General features: G+C 63.4%; 16 protein-coding genes and 1 riboswitch. Of the genes, 13 read left to right on the forward strand and 3 right to left on the reverse strand.

What is annotated here, in order from left to right; genetic code table 11:
- Positions 1-37 precede the first annotated feature (37 nt).
- Entirely contained in the window at positions 38-1,360 is a 1,323-nt protein-coding gene (locus tag H8S23_RS06035) for an NCS2 family permease (RefSeq protein WP_243165906.1), read from the reverse strand.
- Between the two features lie 152 nt (positions 1,361-1,512).
- Positions 1,513-1,610: riboswitch (purine riboswitch) on the reverse strand.
- Positions 1,611-1,965: 355 nt separating this feature from the next.
- Between H8S23_RS06035 and H8S23_RS06040 the strand changes: the two genes are divergently transcribed.
- From H8S23_RS06040 to H8S23_RS06050, 3 genes are all read left to right on the forward strand, one after another.
- The gene (locus tag H8S23_RS06040; protein ID WP_186887432.1) at positions 1,966-2,406 is read left to right on the forward strand and encodes a hypothetical protein; all 441 of its coding nucleotides are present in this window, start codon (positions 1,966-1,968) and stop codon (positions 2,404-2,406) included.
- A 221-nt stretch (positions 2,407-2,627) separates the two neighbouring features.
- A complete protein-coding gene (locus tag H8S23_RS06045; RefSeq protein ID WP_186887433.1) occupies positions 2,628-3,167 on the forward strand; it encodes a DUF1697 domain-containing protein in 540 nt (179 codons plus the stop codon).
- 17 nt (positions 3,168-3,184) lie between these two features.
- Positions 3,185-3,541, forward strand: a complete 357-nt coding sequence (locus tag H8S23_RS06050; RefSeq protein ID WP_186887434.1) for a hypothetical protein — start codon at positions 3,185-3,187, stop codon at positions 3,539-3,541.
- Positions 3,542-3,944: 403 nt separating this feature from the next.
- Here H8S23_RS06050 and H8S23_RS06055 read toward each other — a convergent pair whose 3' ends face one another.
- Positions 3,945-4,493: a cysteine hydrolase family protein gene (locus H8S23_RS06055; protein ID WP_186887435.1), complete on the reverse strand. Its 549-nt coding sequence runs from the start codon at positions 4,491-4,493 to the stop codon at positions 3,945-3,947.
- A 188-nt stretch (positions 4,494-4,681) separates the two neighbouring features.
- Here H8S23_RS06055 and H8S23_RS06060 point away from each other — a divergent pair, with 188 nt between their 5' ends.
- The 10 genes from H8S23_RS06060 to H8S23_RS06105 all read left to right on the forward strand — a co-directional run bounded on the left by H8S23_RS06060 (position 4,682) and on the right by H8S23_RS06105 (position 17,070).
- The gene (locus H8S23_RS06060) at positions 4,682-5,236 is read left to right on the forward strand and encodes a hydrolase (RefSeq protein ID WP_186887436.1); all 555 of its coding nucleotides are present in this window, start codon (positions 4,682-4,684) and stop codon (positions 5,234-5,236) included.
- Between the two features lie 261 nt (positions 5,237-5,497).
- Positions 5,498-6,781 (forward strand): dihydroorotase, encoded by a 1,284-nt coding sequence (locus tag H8S23_RS06065; protein WP_186887437.1) that lies wholly within the window; start codon positions 5,498-5,500, stop codon positions 6,779-6,781.
- On the forward strand, positions 6,754-7,878 hold the full coding sequence (gene carA / locus H8S23_RS06070; RefSeq protein WP_186887438.1) for a glutamine-hydrolyzing carbamoyl-phosphate synthase small subunit: 1,125 nt from the start codon (positions 6,754-6,756) through the stop codon (positions 7,876-7,878). The genes H8S23_RS06065 and carA overlap by 28 nt, the downstream gene beginning before the upstream one ends.
- A 287-nt stretch (positions 7,879-8,165) precedes the next feature.
- Positions 8,166-11,345 carry a carbamoyl-phosphate synthase large subunit gene (gene carB / locus H8S23_RS06075; RefSeq protein WP_186887439.1) on the forward strand — a complete coding sequence of 1,060 codons (3,180 nt, stop codon included), beginning with the start codon at positions 8,166-8,168 and terminating at the stop codon, positions 11,343-11,345.
- A 79-nt stretch (positions 11,346-11,424) separates the two neighbouring features.
- A complete protein-coding gene (locus tag H8S23_RS06080; RefSeq protein ID WP_186887440.1) occupies positions 11,425-12,168 on the forward strand; it encodes a dihydroorotate dehydrogenase electron transfer subunit in 744 nt (247 codons plus the stop codon).
- On the forward strand, positions 12,162-13,085 hold the full coding sequence (locus tag H8S23_RS06085) for a dihydroorotate dehydrogenase (protein WP_186887441.1): 924 nt from the start codon (positions 12,162-12,164) through the stop codon (positions 13,083-13,085). The genes H8S23_RS06080 and H8S23_RS06085 overlap by 7 nt, the downstream gene beginning before the upstream one ends.
- Positions 13,086-13,326: 241 nt before the next feature.
- The gene (gene pyrF / locus H8S23_RS06090) at positions 13,327-14,025 is read left to right on the forward strand and encodes an orotidine-5'-phosphate decarboxylase (protein WP_186887442.1); all 699 of its coding nucleotides are present in this window, start codon (positions 13,327-13,329) and stop codon (positions 14,023-14,025) included.
- Positions 14,026-14,211: 186 nt separating this feature from the next.
- Positions 14,212-14,853 carry an orotate phosphoribosyltransferase gene (gene pyrE, locus H8S23_RS06095; RefSeq protein ID WP_186887443.1) on the forward strand — a complete coding sequence of 214 codons (642 nt, stop codon included), beginning with the start codon at positions 14,212-14,214 and terminating at the stop codon, positions 14,851-14,853.
- 199 nt (positions 14,854-15,052) lie between these two features.
- Positions 15,053-16,225 (forward strand): M20 metallopeptidase family protein, encoded by a 1,173-nt coding sequence (locus H8S23_RS06100; protein ID WP_186887444.1) that lies wholly within the window; start codon positions 15,053-15,055, stop codon positions 16,223-16,225.
- Between the two features lie 125 nt (positions 16,226-16,350).
- Positions 16,351-17,070 carry a DUF2461 domain-containing protein gene (locus tag H8S23_RS06105; protein ID WP_186887445.1) on the forward strand — a complete coding sequence of 240 codons (720 nt, stop codon included), beginning with the start codon at positions 16,351-16,353 and terminating at the stop codon, positions 17,068-17,070.
- A gap of 333 nt (positions 17,071-17,403) precedes the next feature.
- Here the strand turns inward: H8S23_RS06105 and H8S23_RS06110 are convergent, their stop codons facing one another.
- The gene (locus H8S23_RS06110) at positions 17,404-17,676 is read right to left on the reverse strand and encodes a metal-sensing transcriptional repressor (protein ID WP_186887446.1); all 273 of its coding nucleotides are present in this window, start codon (positions 17,674-17,676) and stop codon (positions 17,404-17,406) included.
- Positions 17,677-17,693: the final 17 nt, after the last annotated feature.

The raw sequence follows: 17,693 nt of genomic DNA on the forward strand, positions 1-17,693 counted from the left end.
CAGGGCGCAGACGCTCCGTCCGCGCTGCGCGCCGGGGTCAGTTGAAGATGAAGTACATGATCAGGGGGACGCACAGCACATACATGCCGGGGTGGATCTCTTTGAATTTGCCGGTGAGCACCTTGATAAAGACATGGGCCAGGATGCCGGCGGCGATGCCGGTGGCGATGGACCCGCAGAAAGTGCCGAACATGATCATCACAAAGGGGCCGAACGCCTCGCTGAAGTTGGAGAAGTCCACCTCGGTGATGCCGCTGATCATCAAAAAGCCCACAAAGATCAGAGCCGGGCCGGTGGCGGCGTCCGGGATGATGACGAACAGCGGCGAGAGGAAGGTGGCCAGCAGGAAGCAGGCCGAGGTGACCAACGCGGTCAGGCCGGTGCGGCCGCCCGCCTCCACGCCGGCGGAGGACTCCACAAAGGTGGTGATGGTGGTGTTGCCGGTGCAGGCGCCCACCACGGTGCCGACGGCGTCCACCAGGAACGGCTTCTGGATGCCGGGCAGGTTGCCGTCCTCATCCAGCATTTTGGCCTTGCCGGCAACGCCCAGCACAGTGCCCAGGGTGGAGAAGAAATCGCCGAAAAAGGCGATGAAGATCAGCACCAGCGTGCTGCCGGAAAGCAGGCCTTTAAAGTCGAAGTTAAAGCAGACGTTGCTCACCGTGGCAAAGCTGGGGACCTCGAAGATGCTGGCGGGCAGCTGGGTGACGCCGAAGGGGATGCCCAGCACGGTGACGGCGACAATGCCGTACAAGATGGCGCCCTTTACCTTGAAAGCGGTGAGCACGGCGATGATGAGCAGCCCCACCAGGGCCAGGATGACCGAGGGCTGGGTGAAATCGCCCATGCCGATGCCGTCGGCGTAGGTGCCGATGCCGGTGTTTTTAAAGCCCAGATAGGCGATGAAAAAGCCGATGGAGGCCGAGATGGCGACCTTGATGTTTTTGGGGATCATGCGCACGATCAGATCGCGGATGCCAAAGACGCTGAGCAGGACGAAGATGACGCCGGAGATGAGGACGATGGCCATCATGGCGCCGAAAGAGAGCTGGCCGCTCTGCAGCATGGCGCCCAGCAGAAAGTTGGTGCCCATGCCGGTGGACAGCGCAAACGGGAAGTTGGCGTACAGGCCCATGAACAGGGTGACAAGGCCGGAGATCAGCGCGCACATGATGAGGATGGCCTGCTTGCTGATGACCACGCCGTTGACGTCGGTGATAAAGGGGTCGGGGCCGAAACCGACGATGGCCGAGGGCTGTACCGCCAGCACATAGGCCATGGTCATGAAAGTGGTCAGGCCGGCGATGATCTCGGTCTTGACCGTGGTGCCGCGTTCCTTGAGCTTGAAAAATTTCTCCATACGAAAAAACTCCTCCTTGCAGAGCTGTGTGTGTTGCACCCGCCAAAGGCGAACCGGCTGTGACAGGCGCGCGGACATGTCAACAGTTGGTTGCAGCACAAAACAGCCCCGCAAAGAGGAGAACCGCTCTTTTCAGGGTCGTCAGGGCACAGCAAAGCTGCGCCTGTTGTCATTGTACCTCATTTACGGTGAGGTGTAGAAACTATCCGCCATATCCGGATATTAAACAACAACTATCGACAAGTAATCATTATGGGGGATGAGGAGGAAAAAAGCAAGGCGGGACGCCGTAGAAATATCCCGGGCGGGGAGGGAGGAATTTGGGGACAATCGACAAAATCCGGGCCGCGCCGCGCGCGCACCCAAAGCCCCGGCAAAGAAGACCCCTGCCGGGAGGGCGGGGGCGCGCGGGCGGGAAAAGCCCTGCGCCCGGCCGGGGGAAAGATGCTGCGGGCGTTCCGGGCGGCGGGAAAGCCCGCAGCGCCCCGGGAAGAAAATTGACGAAAGCGGCGGCGGTAAGCTATAATGAAAGCAACGGGCCGCTCCCCGCTGCGACAGGGGAAGAAAAGCGGCCGGACACCCATTTGGGGAAGGAGCGGTGTGTGATGGAACTGAGAGGGAAAACGATGCTCAAGGTCACGGGGATCCTGTACATCATCTTTGCGGTGCTGAGTATGCTGGGGGGCCTGCTGACCATGCTGGGCGGAGGCCTGTTCGCCCTGGGCGGCATCGGGGCCAACGCCTATCTGGGGGCGGCCCTGGGCGGCATGATACTGCTCAGCGGCCTGGTGCTGATCCTGGGGAATATCCTGGGCCTGGTCGCCGGCATCTTGGGCGTGCGCTACTGCGATAAGCCCGAAAAAGCGCAAACCTGCTTTGTGCTGGGCGTGATCCTGATCGTCTTTGCGGCCCTGAACCTGTTGGGACAAGTGTTTGACAGCTCGGCAGGGGGGATCTTGGGCGGCCTGATCGGCCTGATCCTGCCCATCTGCTACACGGTGGGGGCTTCCTGGAACAAGCAGTCGGGCCAGCCGCCCCTGCTGTAAAGGAAAAGACAAAAACGACCTGTCCGGGCGGCTGCGGCCCGAGTGGAACAGGCGGCCGAAAAAACGGCTCCCGCACGGCGGGGGCCGTTTTTTCCATGCGCAGCGCGGCGGGGCCGCAAAGACGATGCGCGCCCGGGTCTCGCGGCGGCCCGTCCCGCGGCGCGGCTGAAAACAGGAAAAACTCCCGGAGCAACCTTGCCCGCGGGGGAGAAGAGGGACCCATGAAAAGATACGTCGCACTGCTGAGAGGGATCAATATAAGCGGGAAAAACAAGGTCTCCATGCCTGAATTGAAAGCGGGGCTCACAGGCCTTGGCTTTGCAGAGGCGGTCACCTATCTGAACAGCGGGAATGCGGCCTTTTCCAGTACCCTGGACGACGAGGGCGCCCTTTCAGACAAGATCCGGCTGATGCTCAGAGAAAAATTTGGATTGGATCTGCCGGTTTTGGTCGTTCCGCAGGAATCGATCGCGGATATCCTGGACCATGCCCCCGACTGGTGGGGGAGCGGCGATCAGGAGAGATACGACGACCTGATCTTTCTCATCCCCCCTTTGTCTTATGAGGAGTTCTGCCGGGAAATGGGCGGCCTCAAAGAGGAGTATGAGAGGGCATATCGTTACAAAAATGTGGTTTTCTGGTCTTTCAGCCGCCGGTATTATCAAAAGACGAACTGGTGGTCCAGGACCGCCAGCTCCAGCATAAAGGACAAGATCACGATACGGACCGCAAATACGGTGCGGAAAACAGCGGGGATGTAACATCAGAGGAGGAGAAAATGGATTACCGGGAAAAGGCAGTAAACTGCGTCAAGGACACCGCACTGCCGGTCCAGATGCAGTGGTTTCGGGAATGCGGCTCCAATTTGGAGGCCTATTGTCAGAAGTATGGAGAGACGGAGTTTTTCTTTGCAAAGGTGATCGAGCCGGGACATGTCTATGAGATGGGATATCCCAAATGCGTCTGCCCGGAAGCGCTGGCAGGCGGAAAGGACGCCTCTTTCTGCGAGTGTTCCAGACAGGGGATGATCTATGTTTTGGAAAACATGATGCCCCAAAAACACATAGAGGTGGAAGTCATCGAGACGGTTTTGAGCGGGGCTGAAAAATGCAGATTTAAAGTTACCGTGGAATAGCGCGGCGAGCCCGCGCCGCGCAGGGCGCTTTTCCTCTGCGCAGGCGGGCTTTTTTTGAGAAAATGGAAAGGACCGGAACGCCCTGTTGGGCGTCCCGGTCCTTTCTCACAGCGCCGCGGGGTCATTTGATCGCGGCAAAGCCGCGGTGAAGGGCGCTTTTTTCCCTGCGGGGCCGCCGGTGACCTGACATGCAGCCGGGCGCCTGTTCCCCGTCGGCTCTTTGCTTCCGGCCGCGCGGGAAACCCCATTTCACCGCCCGCGCGGTCGGGCTGGCCCCTCTGACGGTCCCCGCGAAAGTGCACCGGGACCCGCCGCCCGCGAGGGACAGGCGCGCACCGGTCGGTCGGGGTCAGGCCGGGAGCAGCCGGGCCCTCTGCAGGGCGGGCGGCAAAAGACAGGCTTTTCACCGGCCCGCCAGATAGTCGTCCACCGTCATGACGCTGGTGTGGATGGGGGAGAAGCTGGCGACGATCTTTTCCACCGCCTGCTCGAACGCGGCGGTCTGGCCGGCCACCGCGTCGGTGAGGTAGACCACCTTTGCGCCTGCGTCGATCAGCCCCTCCACGGTGGAGAGGATGCAGCACTCGGCCACCACGCCGGTGACCACCACCCGGTCGGCCCGGGCGACGGCTTCGGCCACCTGCGGGATGGGCAGGGAGGAATAGGTGTGCTTGGTGTAGACCGGATACTCTGCCGCCGCGCCCGCCAGGGCGTCCACGATCTCGGCCAGGCGCGGGTCCGCGTTGACGTCCGCAAATTCGCGGTTGTAATCCGCCCAGGCCCCCACCGGGTCCGCCACGGCGTCAAAGCGGGTGAAGATCGTGTTTTCCGCCCTGCCGGCCGCCAGCAGCCGCAGGATGTTCTGCGACACCCGGTCCACGCCGCGGCAGGCCCAGGGCTCTCCCTCCTCGTACACTTTCTGCATGTCGATCACCAGCAGCAGATCTTTCATGGAACATGCCCTCCTTATCCTGAGTGGGAAGCGTTTGTCTGACCTTATCCTACCGCAAGACGCGGTTTCGCGCAAGCCCGGCGCCGCGATTGCGCTTGCATCCGGCGGCAGAGGCGTTATAATAGGTAATAATTACGCTGAGATCGTCCCCAAAAGGGCGAAAAAATCGGAAGAGGAGTGGACGGAAGATGACCAAACAGGAGGCGTGGGCCCTGCTCACCGAATACAATCACGAGGAGTTCCACCAGCACCATGCAAAAACAGTCGGGGCCGTGATGCGCTGGTATGCCGAAAAACTGGGCTATGGCGGCGAGGCTGATTTTTGGGAGATCGTGGGCATCCTGCACGATCTGGATTTTGAGATGTACCCGGAGCAGCACTGCAAAAAAGAGGTGGAGATCATGCGCGGCCGCGGGCTGGACGAGCGGCTGATCCGCGCCGCGGCCTGCCACGGCTGGGGTCTGTGCACCGACCTGAAACCGGAGCATGAGATGGAAAAGGTGCTGTTTGCCGCCGACGAACTGACCGGCCTGATCGGTGCGGCGGCCCTGATGCGCCCCTCAAGATCGGTGCAGGACATGGAACTGAAAAGCCTGAAAAAGAAATTCAAGGACAAAAAGTTCGCCGCCGGCTGCTCCCGCGAGGTGATCGCCCAGGGCGCAGAGCTGCTGGGCTGGGACCTGGACCGGCTGCTGGGCGACACCCTGGAGGCGATGAAAGCCTGCGAGGAGGACTGCGGATAAAGGGGCGCGCTGCGGCGGCCCCTTTGCCGGGGCGGGGCGCTGACAAAACGCGGTGAAAATCAGCGGCTGTTTTTGGTGAAAACCGAAAAGCTTTGTCCGCCGCCTTGACTTGAGGATTTTCGTTTCGTATAATAATGAAAATGCAAAGCGGCTGACTGGCGCGGCGGGCTGATGGCCCCGCGCGCTCGGCTGCTTTTTTTAGGGCCGTAAGGCGCGGCGCACCGCGCCGCGCGCGCCCATCTCACCGAACAGGAGGGTCCTATGCGGCAGTTGCTCACCGGCGGACAGGTTTTCCGCGAAGGCGCTTTTCACCCCGGGGATCTCGTTATTGAAAACGGCCTCGTCGCAGGGGCCGGTGTTTCCGTTTCAAAATTTGAGAGCGGCAATTCCATCGATTGCCGCGGGCTTTTTATTTTGCCAGGTCTCGTTGATGTCCACGTACATCTTCGCGAGCCTGGCTTTTCTTTTAAGGAGACCATCGCCACCGGCACCGCTGCTGCGGCTGCCGGCGGGGTCACCCAGGTGTGCAGCATGCCCAACCTGTCTCCGCCGCCGGACGGTATGGAGCATCTGCAGGCCCAGCTGAAGGCCGTCCGCCGGGACGCGCGGGTCCGGGTGACCCCCTTTGGCTGCATCACCCGCGGGCAGCGGGGCGCGGGGGAACTTGCGGACATGGAGGCGATGGCCCCCTATGTGGCGGGCTTTTCCGACGACGGCCGCGGGGTGCAGGCGGAAGAGCTGATGGAGGCCGCCATGCGGCTGGCAAAGCGGCTGGACAGGCCCATTGTGGCCCACTGCGAGGACAACGCGCTCTTGAAGCCCGGCGGCTGTATCCATGAGGGCCGCTACGCCGCCGCCCACGGGCATGTGGGCATCTCCTCTGAAAGCGAGTGGCGGCAGGTCGAACGGGATCTGAAGCTGGCCGCAAAGACGGGCTGCCGCTATCACGTCTGCCACATCTCCACCAAGGAGAGCGTGGCCCTGATCCGGCAGGCAAAAGCCGCCGGGACGGCGGTGAGCTGCGAGACGGCCCCCCACTACCTGCTGCTGTGCGAGGACGATCTCGGGGAGGACGGGCGCTTTAAGATGAATCCGCCGCTGCGGACGGCGGCGGACCGGGACGCGCTGCTGGAGGGCCTCGCGGACGGCACGATCGATGTGATCGCCACCGATCACGCCCCCCACACGGCGCAGGAAAAGGCGAAAGGCCTGGACGGCAGCCTGATGGGGGTGGTGGGGCTGGAGACGGCTTTCGCGGTGCTGTACACCGGCCTGGTAAAGCGCGGTGTGCTGAGCCTGGCCGGCCTGGTGGAAAAGATGAGCCTGGCCCCGCGCCGCATCTTCGGGCTGCCGGGCGGCGCCGGGCCGGGGCAGGAGGCGGACCTCGCCGTCTTTGACCTGGACGGGGAATACGAGATCGACCCGGAAACTTTTCTCTCGATGGGGAGAGCGACTCCCTTTGCGGGCTGGCGGGTCCAGGGACGCAATATGCTGACAATGGTGAAAGGATGTGTCGTATGGCAGCGGAATACACAAAAAAGATAGTGCTGGAAAACGGGCGCGAGTTTTACGGCTACGGCTTTGGGGCCAAGGTGGAAGCGGTGAATGAGATCGTTTTCAACACCTCGATGGTGGGGTATCAGGAGATCATCTCCGACCCCAGCTATACCGGCCAGATGGTGGTCATGACCTATCCGCTGATCGGCAACTACGGCATCACCGACGAGGATTTTGAGACCCGGGTGCCCACCATGGGCGGCCTGATCGTGCGGGAATACAACGACATCCCCTCCAATTTCCGCTACACCAAAACGGTGGGCGAAGTGCTGGAGGAGAACGGCATTCCCGGCATCGAGGGGGTCGACACCCGGGCGCTGACCCGCATCATCCGCAGCGAGGGCAGTCAGAAAGTGCTGATCTGCGAGCCCTACCTCAGCCATGAGGAAGCGATGGACAAGCTGAAAAAGGCCCGGCTGCCCCGCGACCAGGTGGCGCGGGTGAGCTGCAAAAAGCGCTGGTATTCCCGCACTGCGGGCCCCCGCTTCGACGTGGTGGCGGTGGACTGCGGCATCAAGCTGAACATCATCCGCAGGCTGAACGAGCGGGGCTGCAATATCACCGTGGTGCCCTACGACACCAGCGCCGCGGAGATCATGGCCCTGCGGCCGGACGGGCTGTTCCTCTCCAACGGGCCCGGGGACCCGGAGGACGTGCCCGAGGTCATCGACCTGGTGCGCACCCTGCGCGGCCGGCTGCCCATCTTCGGCATCTGCCTGGGCCACCAGCTGATCAGCCTGGCCTACGGCGCAAGGACGTATAAGATGAAGTTCGGGCACCGGGGCGGCAACCATCCGGTGGAGAACCTGGTCACCGGCAAGGTGGAGATCACCAGCCAGAACCACAGCTTTGCCGTGGACGCGGCCTCGCTGGAGGGCACCGGCCTGACCATGACCCACCGCAACCTGCTGGACGGCACCGCCGAGGGGGTGCGCTGCAGTGAGGACAGGCTGTTCAGCGTGCAGTACCACCCGGAGAGCGCCCCCGGCCCGCAGGATTCCGCCTATCTGTTCGACGAGTTCCTGCAGCTGATGGAGCAGGACAAGAGGGAGAAGGAAGAAAAGCAGAGAGCCGGGGCGTTTTAAAAAGGCGAAAAGGCCGCGGCGGGCCGGGCCTGCCGGCCGCCGGTCTCCGTCTTTGGACCGCTTATGGGCGCACTGGAGCCGCCCTGCGGGGAGCGGGCGGCTTCCGGCGGAGCTCTTCCGGTTTGCCGGAGAGCGGACCGGCAGGCCGCCGGTCTCGTCTGCCCTGACGGCTCGCGGGCGGCGCCGGCGGCAGCCGCCAAAAGACCGCGGCGCCCAGCCCGGCCAGGATCGCTTTTCACTGCAGGCCGTTCCGCCTGTGCATCACCACCAAGGAGGTTGTTTCAGATATGCCAAAACGCACCGATATCCATAAGATCATGGTCATTGGCAGCGGCCCCATCGTCATCGGGCAGGCCGCCGAGTTTGATTACGCGGGCACCCAGGCCTGCCTTGCCCTGAAAGAGGAGGGCTACGAGGTCGTGCTGGTCAACTCGAACCCCGCCACCATCATGACCGACACCGCCATCGCCGACAAGGTCTATATGGAGCCTCTGAACCTGGAATATGTGGCCAAGATCATCCGCTACGAGCGCCCGGACGCCATCGTGCCCGGCCTGGGCGGCCAGACCGGTCTCAACCTTGCCGTGCAGCTGGCCAAAAAGGGGGTGCTGGACGAGTGCCAGGTGGAGATCCTGGGCACCAGCTTTGCCAGCATCGAGCAGGCGGAGGACCGGGAAAAATTCAAGGAGCTCTGCGAGAGCCTGGGCGAGCCGGTGCTGCCCAGCATCATCGCCGGCAGCATGGAGCAGGGGCTCGCCGCGGCCGAGGAGATCGGCTATCCGGTGGTGCTGCGGCCGGCTTTCACGCTGGGCGGCACCGGCGGCGGCTTTGCCGACGACGAGGCCGAGTTCCGGGAAGTGATGAAAAACGCCCTCAAGCTCTCGCCTGTGCACCAGGTGCTGGTGGAAAAGAGCATCAAGGGCTATAAGGAGATCGAATACGAGGTGATGCGGGACAAAAAGGACACCGCCATCACCATCTGCAACATGGAGAACATCGACCCGGTGGGCATCCACACCGGTGACTCGGTGGTGGTCGCCCCCAGCCAGACCCTGACCAACAAGGAATACCAGCTGCTGCGGGACTCTGCGCTGCGGCTGATCCGGGCGCTGAAGATCGAGGGCGGCTGCAACGTGCAGTTCGCGCTGGACCCCCACTCTTTCAAATATTACCTGATCGAGGTCAATCCCCGCGTCTCCCGCTCGTCGGCGCTGGCCAGCAAGGCAAGCGGGTACCCCATCGCCCGGGTGAGCGCCAAGATCGCGGTGGGCATGACGCTGGACGAGATCGCCATCGCCAACACGCCCGCCAGCTTTGAGCCCACGCTGGACTATGTGGTGACCAAGATCGCCCGCTTCCCGTTTGACAAGTTCGCCTCCGCCAGCAACCGCCTCTCCACCCAGATGAAAGCCACCGGCGAGGTGATGAGCATTGGGCGCACCATTGAGGAGAGCCTGCTGAAAGCCATCCGCAGCCTGGAGACCGGGGTGTGGCACCTGCACAGCAAAAAGTTTGACGGCATGGCCGCGGACGAGCTGCTGCGCTATGTGCGCGAGGGCACCGACGACCGGCTGTTCGCCATCGCCGAGCTGATCCGTCAGGGGGTGGACCTGGGGCTGATCTACAATGCGACCAAGATCGACCTGCTGTTTTTGGAAAAGTTCAAAAACATCGTCGACTTTGAAAAGGTCCTGGCCGCGGGGCCCAAGGACCCCGCGGTGCTGCGGGATGCAAAGCGGATGGGGATCAGCGACAAGTACATCGCCGAGCGCTGGGGCATGACCGAGGCGTCGGTATACCGGCTGCGCAAAAAGCAGAACGTTTTTCCGGTCTATAAGATGATCGACACCTGCGCGTCCGAGTTCGACAGCTATGTGCCCTATTTTTACTCCACCTATGAGCAGGAAAACGAATCCATCGTCTCGGACAAAAAGAAGATCGTGGTGCTGGGCAGCGGCCCCATCCGCATCGGGCAGGGGGTGGAGTTCGACTACTCCACGGTGCATGCCATCTGGGGCATCCGCGAGGCGGGGTACGAGGCCATCATCATCAACAACAACCCCGAGACCGTCTCCACCGATTACACCACCAGCGACAAGCTGTACTTTGAGCCGCTCACCGTCGAGGACGTGATGAACGTGCTGGAGCTGGAAAAACCGCTGGGCGTGGTGGCCTCGCTGGGCGGGCAGACCGCCATCAATCTGGCGGGGCCGCTGCATGAGCTGGGGGTCAACATCATCGGCACCGGCGTGGAGGCCATCGAGAACGCCGAGAACCGCGACTGCTTTGAAAAGATCATGGAGCAGCTGCAGATCCCCCAGCCCAAGGGCGAGGCGGTGACCAACATTGAGGACGGCTGCCGGGTGGCGGCCCGCATCGGCTATCCGGTGCTGGTGCGGCCCAGCTATGTGTTGGGCGGGCGGGCCATGCAGATCGTGGCCGACGAGGACGCGCTGCGCCGCTATCTTCAGACCGCCGTGGAGCTGGACGCCGACCAGCCGGTGCTGGTGGACAAGTACATCCTGGGCAAGGAGCTGGAGGTGGACGCCATCTGCGACGGCCGGGACGTGTTCGTGCCGGGCATCATGGAGCATGTGGAGCGCACCGGCGTCCACTCGGGCGACTCGATCAGCGTCTACCCCACCTTCAGCGTCAGCCAGAAAGTGAAGGACACGATCCTGGATTACACAAAGCGCCTCGGCCTTGGCATCGGCATCGTGGGGCTGTTCAACATCCAGTTCATCGCCGTGGGGGACGACGTGTATGTCATCGAGGTCAACCCGCGCTCGTCCCGCACCGTGCCGTTTTTGTCCAAAGCCACCGGCATCCCTATTGCCAACATCGCCACCAAAGTGATCCTGGGCCAGCCGCTGGCGCAGCAGGGCTGCACCCAGCTTTACCCGCCCGAGCGCAAAAAGTGGTATGTCAAGGCGCCGGCTTTCTCGTTTTCCAAGATCCGCGGTCTGGACGCCTACCTCTCGCCGGAGATGAAGTCCACCGGCGAGGCCATCGGCTATGACCGCAGCCTGACCCGCGCGCTGTACAAAGCGCTGCAGGCCAGCGGCATGAACGTGGCCAACTACGGCACCATCTTCGTCACCATAGCGGACAAGGACAAGGAAGAGGCGCTGCCGCTCATCCGGCGCTTTTACGACCTGGGCTTCAACATCGAGGCCACCGAGGGCACGGCGGCTTTTCTGAAAGAGCACGGCATCCGCACCCGGTCAAAGAAAAAGATCAGCGAGGGCAGTGAGGAGATCCTGGAATCGCTGCGGCGCGGGCATGTCAACTACGTCATCAACACCAGCGTCATCGGCGGCGCGGGGGCCGAGACCGACGGCTACGAGATCCGCCGCTGCGCTGTGGAGAACGGCGTGACCATGTTTACGGCGCTGGAGACGGTAAAAGTGCTGCTGGACGTGCTGGAGGAGATCACGCTGGGCGTGTCCACCATCGACGAGGACTGAGCGCGCGGGCGCGGGCCGGGCAGCCTGAGAACAGCGGCCCGGCCGCCCGCAGGGATTGATTGAAAAAAGGAAGATCACGATGCAGAAACAGGGACTTTATACCATCCAGGAAAACGCCCCCCTCACCCGCGACGTCTACCGCATGGTGCTGGCCGGCGACACCTCCGCCGTCACGGCACCCGGGCAGTTTGTCAACGTGCGTCTGGACGGCTGTTACCTGCGCCGCCCCATCTCCATCGCGGACTGGGACGACGCCACCATCACCCTGATCTACAAGGTGGTGGGCGAGGGCACGCGCCGCATGGCGGGCATGGGCGGCCCCGGGGCCGCGCTGGACCTGCTGGTGGGCCTGGGCAACGGCTATGATCTGGCGGCCTGCGGCGCGGCGCCGGTGCTGTTGGGGGGCGGCGTGGGCGTGCCCCCGCTCTACGGGCTGGCAAAGCGGCTTTGGCGGCAGGGCCGTCCCCCCGCGGTGCTGCTGGGCTTCAATACGGCGGCCGACGTCTTTTACGAGCAGGAGTTCCGCGACCTGGGCTGCCCCACCATGGTGGCCACCGCGGACGGCAGCTATGGGCAGAAAGGCTTTGTCACCGACCTGCTGAACACGGCGGGCATGCGGTATGACTACTTTTACACCTGCGGCCCTGAGCCGATGCTGCGGGCTGTGTACAGCGCCTGCGCCTGCCCGGGACAGCTCAGCTTTGAAGAGCGGATGGGCTGCGGGTTCGGCGCCTGTATGGGCTGCAGCTGCAAGACAAAATACGGCTCAAAGCGCATCTGCAAAGACGGCCCGGTGCTGGCAAAGGAGGAAGTGGTATGGTAGACCTGCGGGTAACGCTTTCCGGCCTGGTGCTGGACAACCCGGTGATCCCGGCCAGCGGCACCTTTGGCTACGGCAACGAGTTCAAAGATTTTTACGATCTGGATATTTTGGGATCGTTTTCGTTCAAGGGCACCACAAAGGAACCGCGCTTCGGCAACGCCACCCCCCGCATCGCCGAGTGCGACGCGGGGATGCTCAACGCGGTGGGCCTGCAGAACCCCGGCATCGACGCGGTCATCCGGGAAGAGCTGCCCCGCATGAAGCGGTATTTCCACAAGCCGGTCATCGCCAATATCGGCGGCTTTTCGGTGGAGGAGTTCCAGTACTGCTGCGAGCGCATCGGCAAAGAGGAGCAGGTGGGCCTGATCGAGGTGAATGTCAGCTGTCCCAACGTCCACGAGGGCGGCATCAATTTCGGCAGCACGCCGGAGGGCGCGGCCGCCGTGACCCGGGCCGTCAAGCAGGTCACCGATAAGCCGGTCTACATCAAGCTCTCCCCCAACGTCACCGATATCACCGCGGTGGCGCGGGCCTGTGAGGAAGCGGGGGCGGACGGCCTCTCCCTTATCAACACGCTGCTGGGCATGCGCATCGACCTGGCCCACCGCCGGCCGGTGCTGGCCAACACGATGGGCGGCCTGTCCGGGCCCGCCATTTTCCCGGTGGCGCTGCGCATGGTGTGGCAGGTGGCCCATGCGGTGGACATCCCCGTGATCGGCATGGGCGGGGTGGACAGCGCCGAAAAGGTCGCAGAGATGATGATGGCCGGCGCCTCGGCGGTACAGGTGGGGGCCGCCAATCTGGTGGATCCTTTTGCCTGTAAAAAGATCGTGGAAGCCCTGCCGGGGGTGCTGGCCCGGCTGGGCGTGGAGCGGGCTGCAGAGCTGACCGGCATGGCAGCCGCAAAAACGGAATAGAAGCGCAAAGATATACTTTTTGTATAAACCGGGCCTGTCGCAGAACGGCGCGCGGGCCCGCCGGCGCAACAACAGCCCCGAAACGGCGTGAGCGCAGAGCCGCGCCCGGGGCCGGGGCGTCCGCGCGGCCCCGTTTTTGCTTTTCCGCTGTCCCAAAACTGTTTTTTTAAAAGTCTTTAAAAGTCTGAGTCAAATAATTTTTGTCTGCAGAAAAAATCGATTTGAAAAGGAGACGAAAGCCATGAACAGAGACGTCATCATTGCCTGCGATTTTGCGGGCGCCGGGGAGACCTATGCCTTTCTGGACCGGTTTGGGGAGGAGCGCCCGTTTGTCAAGATCGGCATGGAACTGTTCTATTCCGAGGGGCCGGAGATCGTGCGGGAGATCAAGCGGCGCGGGCACAAGATCTTTCTGGACCTGAAGCTGCACGATATCCCCAACACGGTGAAAAAAGCCATGGCCGCCCTCTCCCGCCTGGACGTGGACATCTGCAACCTGCACGCTGCGGGCACCGTAGAGATGATGAAGTACGCGCTGGAGGGCCTCACCCGCCCAGACGGGAGCCGCCCGCTGCTGATCGCGGTGACCCAGCTCACCTCCACCAGTGAGGAGCGGATGCGGGACGAGCTGCTCATCGACCGGCCCATCAACGACGTGATCGTCAAATATGCCCAGAACGCCAGGGCGGCGGGGCTGGACGGCGTGGTCTGCTCCCCGCTGGAGGCGGGCATGGTCAAGGAGGCCTGCGGCAGCGGCTTCCTCGCAGTGACCCCGGGCATCCGCTTTGCCGACGGCGAGGCGGGGGACCAGGTGCGCATCACCACCCCGGCCCGGGCCCGGCAGATCGGGGCCGATTACATCGTGGTCGGCCGCCCCATCACCGCCGCCGCCGACCCGCTGGCCGCCTATCGCCGCTGCGTGGAGGAATTTGTGGGCTGACAGGGCTTTGCGCCCCTTTTTGCGGGGCGCGCCCGCCCGTGCGCTCTGCCGCCGGCCCGGCGGCAGGCCGGCAAGCGCGCCGGAAAAGTCCCGCGCACTTTTCAGGCGGCGGGCCGCGCCGGGGACCCGGCCGCCGGCTGCCGCTGCCCGGGAACATCGACACATAGAAAAAAAGGAGAGATCATCATGCTGGACACCGAAAACCGAATTGCAAAGGACCTGCTCTCTATCGGGGCCGTGTTTCTGAGGCCGGACGAGCCGTTCACCTGGGCATCCGGCATCAAAAGCCCGATCTACTGCGACAACCGGCTGACCCTGTCGGCCCCGGCGGTGCGCGAGGAGATCGAGAACGGGCTGGCGGAGCTCGTAGAAGAATTTTACCCCGATGCGCAGGTGCTGATGGGCACCTCCACCGCGGGCATCGCCCATGCCGCCATCACCGCCACCATTCTGGACCTGCCCATGGGCTATGTGCGCGGCGGCAGCAAGGATCACGGCCGCAAAAACCAGATCGAGGGCAGGCTGGAGCCGGGACAGAAAGTCGTGGTCGTCGAGGACCTGATCTCCACCGGCGGCAGCGTGCTGGAGGTGGTGGACGTGCTGCGCGCCGCCGGGGCCGAGGTGCTGGGCGTGGTGTCCATCTTCACCTACGGGATGAAAAAGGGCCTGGAGCGGCTGGCGGCGGATGGGGTGGAAAACCACTCTCTCTCCAACCTGGACGCGCTGGTCCAGGTGGCGGCGGCCGAGGGATATATCCGGGAGAGCGACTGCAAAAAGCTGCTGGCGTTCCGCGACGACCCCTCTGACGAGAGCTGGATGAGCAGGTGACAAAAACAGCCGCGGGCCGTTTTGCAGCCCATGCGGAGCGCCGGGCAGGCCCCGGTTTGTGAGGCGGACTGTTTTGCGGCCGCGCGGGGACCTGCGCAGGTCCCAAAAACGGCCGTTCGTGCGGTGGGGCGCGCTGCCCGGCCGCCGGAGCAAGGCTTTTATCGCACCGCGATAAAAGAAAAAAAGGAGGGCACCTGAGATGGATAAAAACGGGATCAGGGCGCTGGCCGAGGGCCAGCGGGACTATATGGTGAGCCTGCGGCGGGAGTTTCACCGCCGCCCCGAGCTGGCGGGCGAAGAGGTGTGGACTTCCGCGCGCATCGCGCAGGAGCTGACCGCTCTGGGCATCCCCTTTGTGGTGGATGAGCGCCGCAATGTGATCGGCAGGATCGAGGGGGCGCGGCCGGGCAAACGGCTGGCCCTGCGGGCGGATTTTGACGCCCTGCCCATGACCGAGGCCACGGGCCTGCCCTTTGCCTCGGAAAACCCGGGCGTCATGCACGCCTGCGGCCATGACGGGCACGCGGCCGGGCTGCTGGGGGCGGCCAGACTGCTGTGGGATCTGCGCGATCAGCTGGCGGGCACCGTTTACCTCTGTTTTCAAATGGGGGAGGAGCAGGGCTGGGGCGCTGCGGAGATCATTGAGTATCTCAAGGCCCAGGGCGGCGTCGACCTCGCGGTGGGCATCCATCTGATGCCCGAGTGGGAGCCGGGCACCTTTGTCTGCATGCCCGGCCCCTTTATGGCGGGCGCGGTGGGCTGGGACATCACGGTCACCGGGCGCGGCGGCCACGGGTCGGCGCCCTGGAACACGGTGGACCCCATCCGTCCGGCGGCGGAGATCCTGCTGCGGCTGGGCGCGGTGCAGGGCACCAGGCGTTCCTCGTTCGACCATTTTGTCATCAGCCCCTGTATGTTCCAAGCGGGCACCGGCAAGAACATCGTGCCGGACACGGCGCTCATCAGCGGCACCAACCGCTTCTTCTCGGTGCCCCAGCTGAAAGAGCTTTTCGCGCTGATGGAGGGGATGGCGCGGGATGTGGCTGCGTCCTACGGGGCCACGGCCACGCTGGTGCACGGGCCCGCGACCCTGCCGGTGGTGAACGACGCCGATGCCGTGGCCGTGGCGGCCCGGGCGGCCGAGCAGATCGGCGGCCGGGTGGAGCAGATGGTGCCCTCCCTGGCGGCGGACGACATGGGGGATTATCTGCAGGAGTTCCCCGGCGTCTATGTCTTTGGCGGAAGCGCGCCGCTGCAGGGCGAGCGCCTGCCCATCCACAATGCGGGCTATACCATCAACGAGGACGCCCTCTGCTGGAGCGCCGCCTTTTTCACGGCGCTGGCCTGCGATTTTTTGCCGGGGGAGGCGTAAAAGACGGCGGCGTCCAAAGGCGTCCGTGCCGTTTTCGTCCGTTTCCATCGCGCGTTCCGCCCCTCCGCAGAGGGGGACGGGCTCGCCGCGGTGATCTTGTCCTTTCTATTATGGAGTGATGAAAAATGCCTTTTTCGCAGAAGAGTCTGGATTTTTTGTTTGAAAACCGGCTCCATGACAGTAAAGAGTGGTTTTTAGAGCATAAAAACGAGTATGAGACCCTGGTGAAAGCGCCGCTGACAGAGCTTTCCGCCGCGCTGGGGCCGGTGATGCTGGAGCTGGACCCGCAGCTCACCACCGACCCGGCGGTGGGCAAAACCATCAGCCGCATCCGCCGGGACACCCGCTTCACCCATGACAAATCGCTGTACCGCGACAATATGTGGATCGTCTACAAGCGGGGTAAAATGTACGGCCGCGAGGTGCCGGGCCTCTATTTTGAGGTGTTCAGCGACGGGCACTTCGGCTATGGCTGCGGTTTTTACGACGCCTCCACCGCGTATATGGAAACGCTGCGCGCCCAGGTGCGCGCGCGGACGCCCGCCTGGAAAAAGGCGGATAAAGCCCTGCGCGCGCAGCAGGTGTTCGCGCTGGACGGCGAGCGGTACAAGCGCCCCCATTTCCCCGACGCGCCGGCCGCCCAGCGGGACTGGCTGGAGCTGCGGGGCATCAGCTTCAACGCCCGGCGGCGGGACCCGGAGCTGCTCTTTTCCGACCGGCTGGCGGACGAGCTGGCAAAGGATTTTCGCCTGCTGGCGCCGCTCTACCGCTTTTTGCTGGAAGTGGCGCATCAGCAGCGCGCAGAGACGGTGCAGCGCCCCTGGGAACTCGAACAGAAAGGTTGACCGGAAAGCGGCAGGGAGCACGCAGGCCCTGCCGGAACAGGCAACAAAAAACGCGGCCTTTCCCCGCAGCAATGGGGGGAAAGGCCGCGTTTTGATCTTGAGCCCGAAACTGCCCCGCAAAGGGCGGCGCGCTATCTGCTCACCGCAAAGAAAGCGCCGCAGCGCTCGCAGCAATATTGCCACACTTTGCCGTCATCCGAGCAGACGGGATGAGCAGGAAAGCCCCAGGCCAGATAGAAAAGCCCGGGCTTTCGGCGCACTGCCCGGGAGAAAGATCAAAAAAACGCAGCGGCTGTGAGGACATTTTGTCCGGCCGCTGCGTTTTTTGATCTTTCATTTGCCCAGAGAGTCCATCACATTCAGGATCTCTTCGATCTGACGTTCCATCCGCTCTTCGCTGCCGGAGGAAAACGCGTCCTTGACGCAGCCCTCCAGATGGGCGCGGATGATCTCTTTGTTGGCCTTGCGCAGGATCGCCTCGGCGGCCATGATCTGGTTGGCGATATCGATGCAGTATTTGTCGTCGTCCACCATACGCAGTACGCCGTCGATCTGGCCGCGCGCGGTTTTTAAAAGGCGGGTGATCTGGGCCTTATCAGCTTTCACGGGGCAGGTTCCGTCCT

Origin of the sequence: Anaerofilum hominis, assembly GCF_014287275.1 — a bacterium.
Lineage (GTDB): Bacteria > Bacillota > Clostridia > Oscillospirales > Ruminococcaceae > Pygmaiobacter > Pygmaiobacter hominis.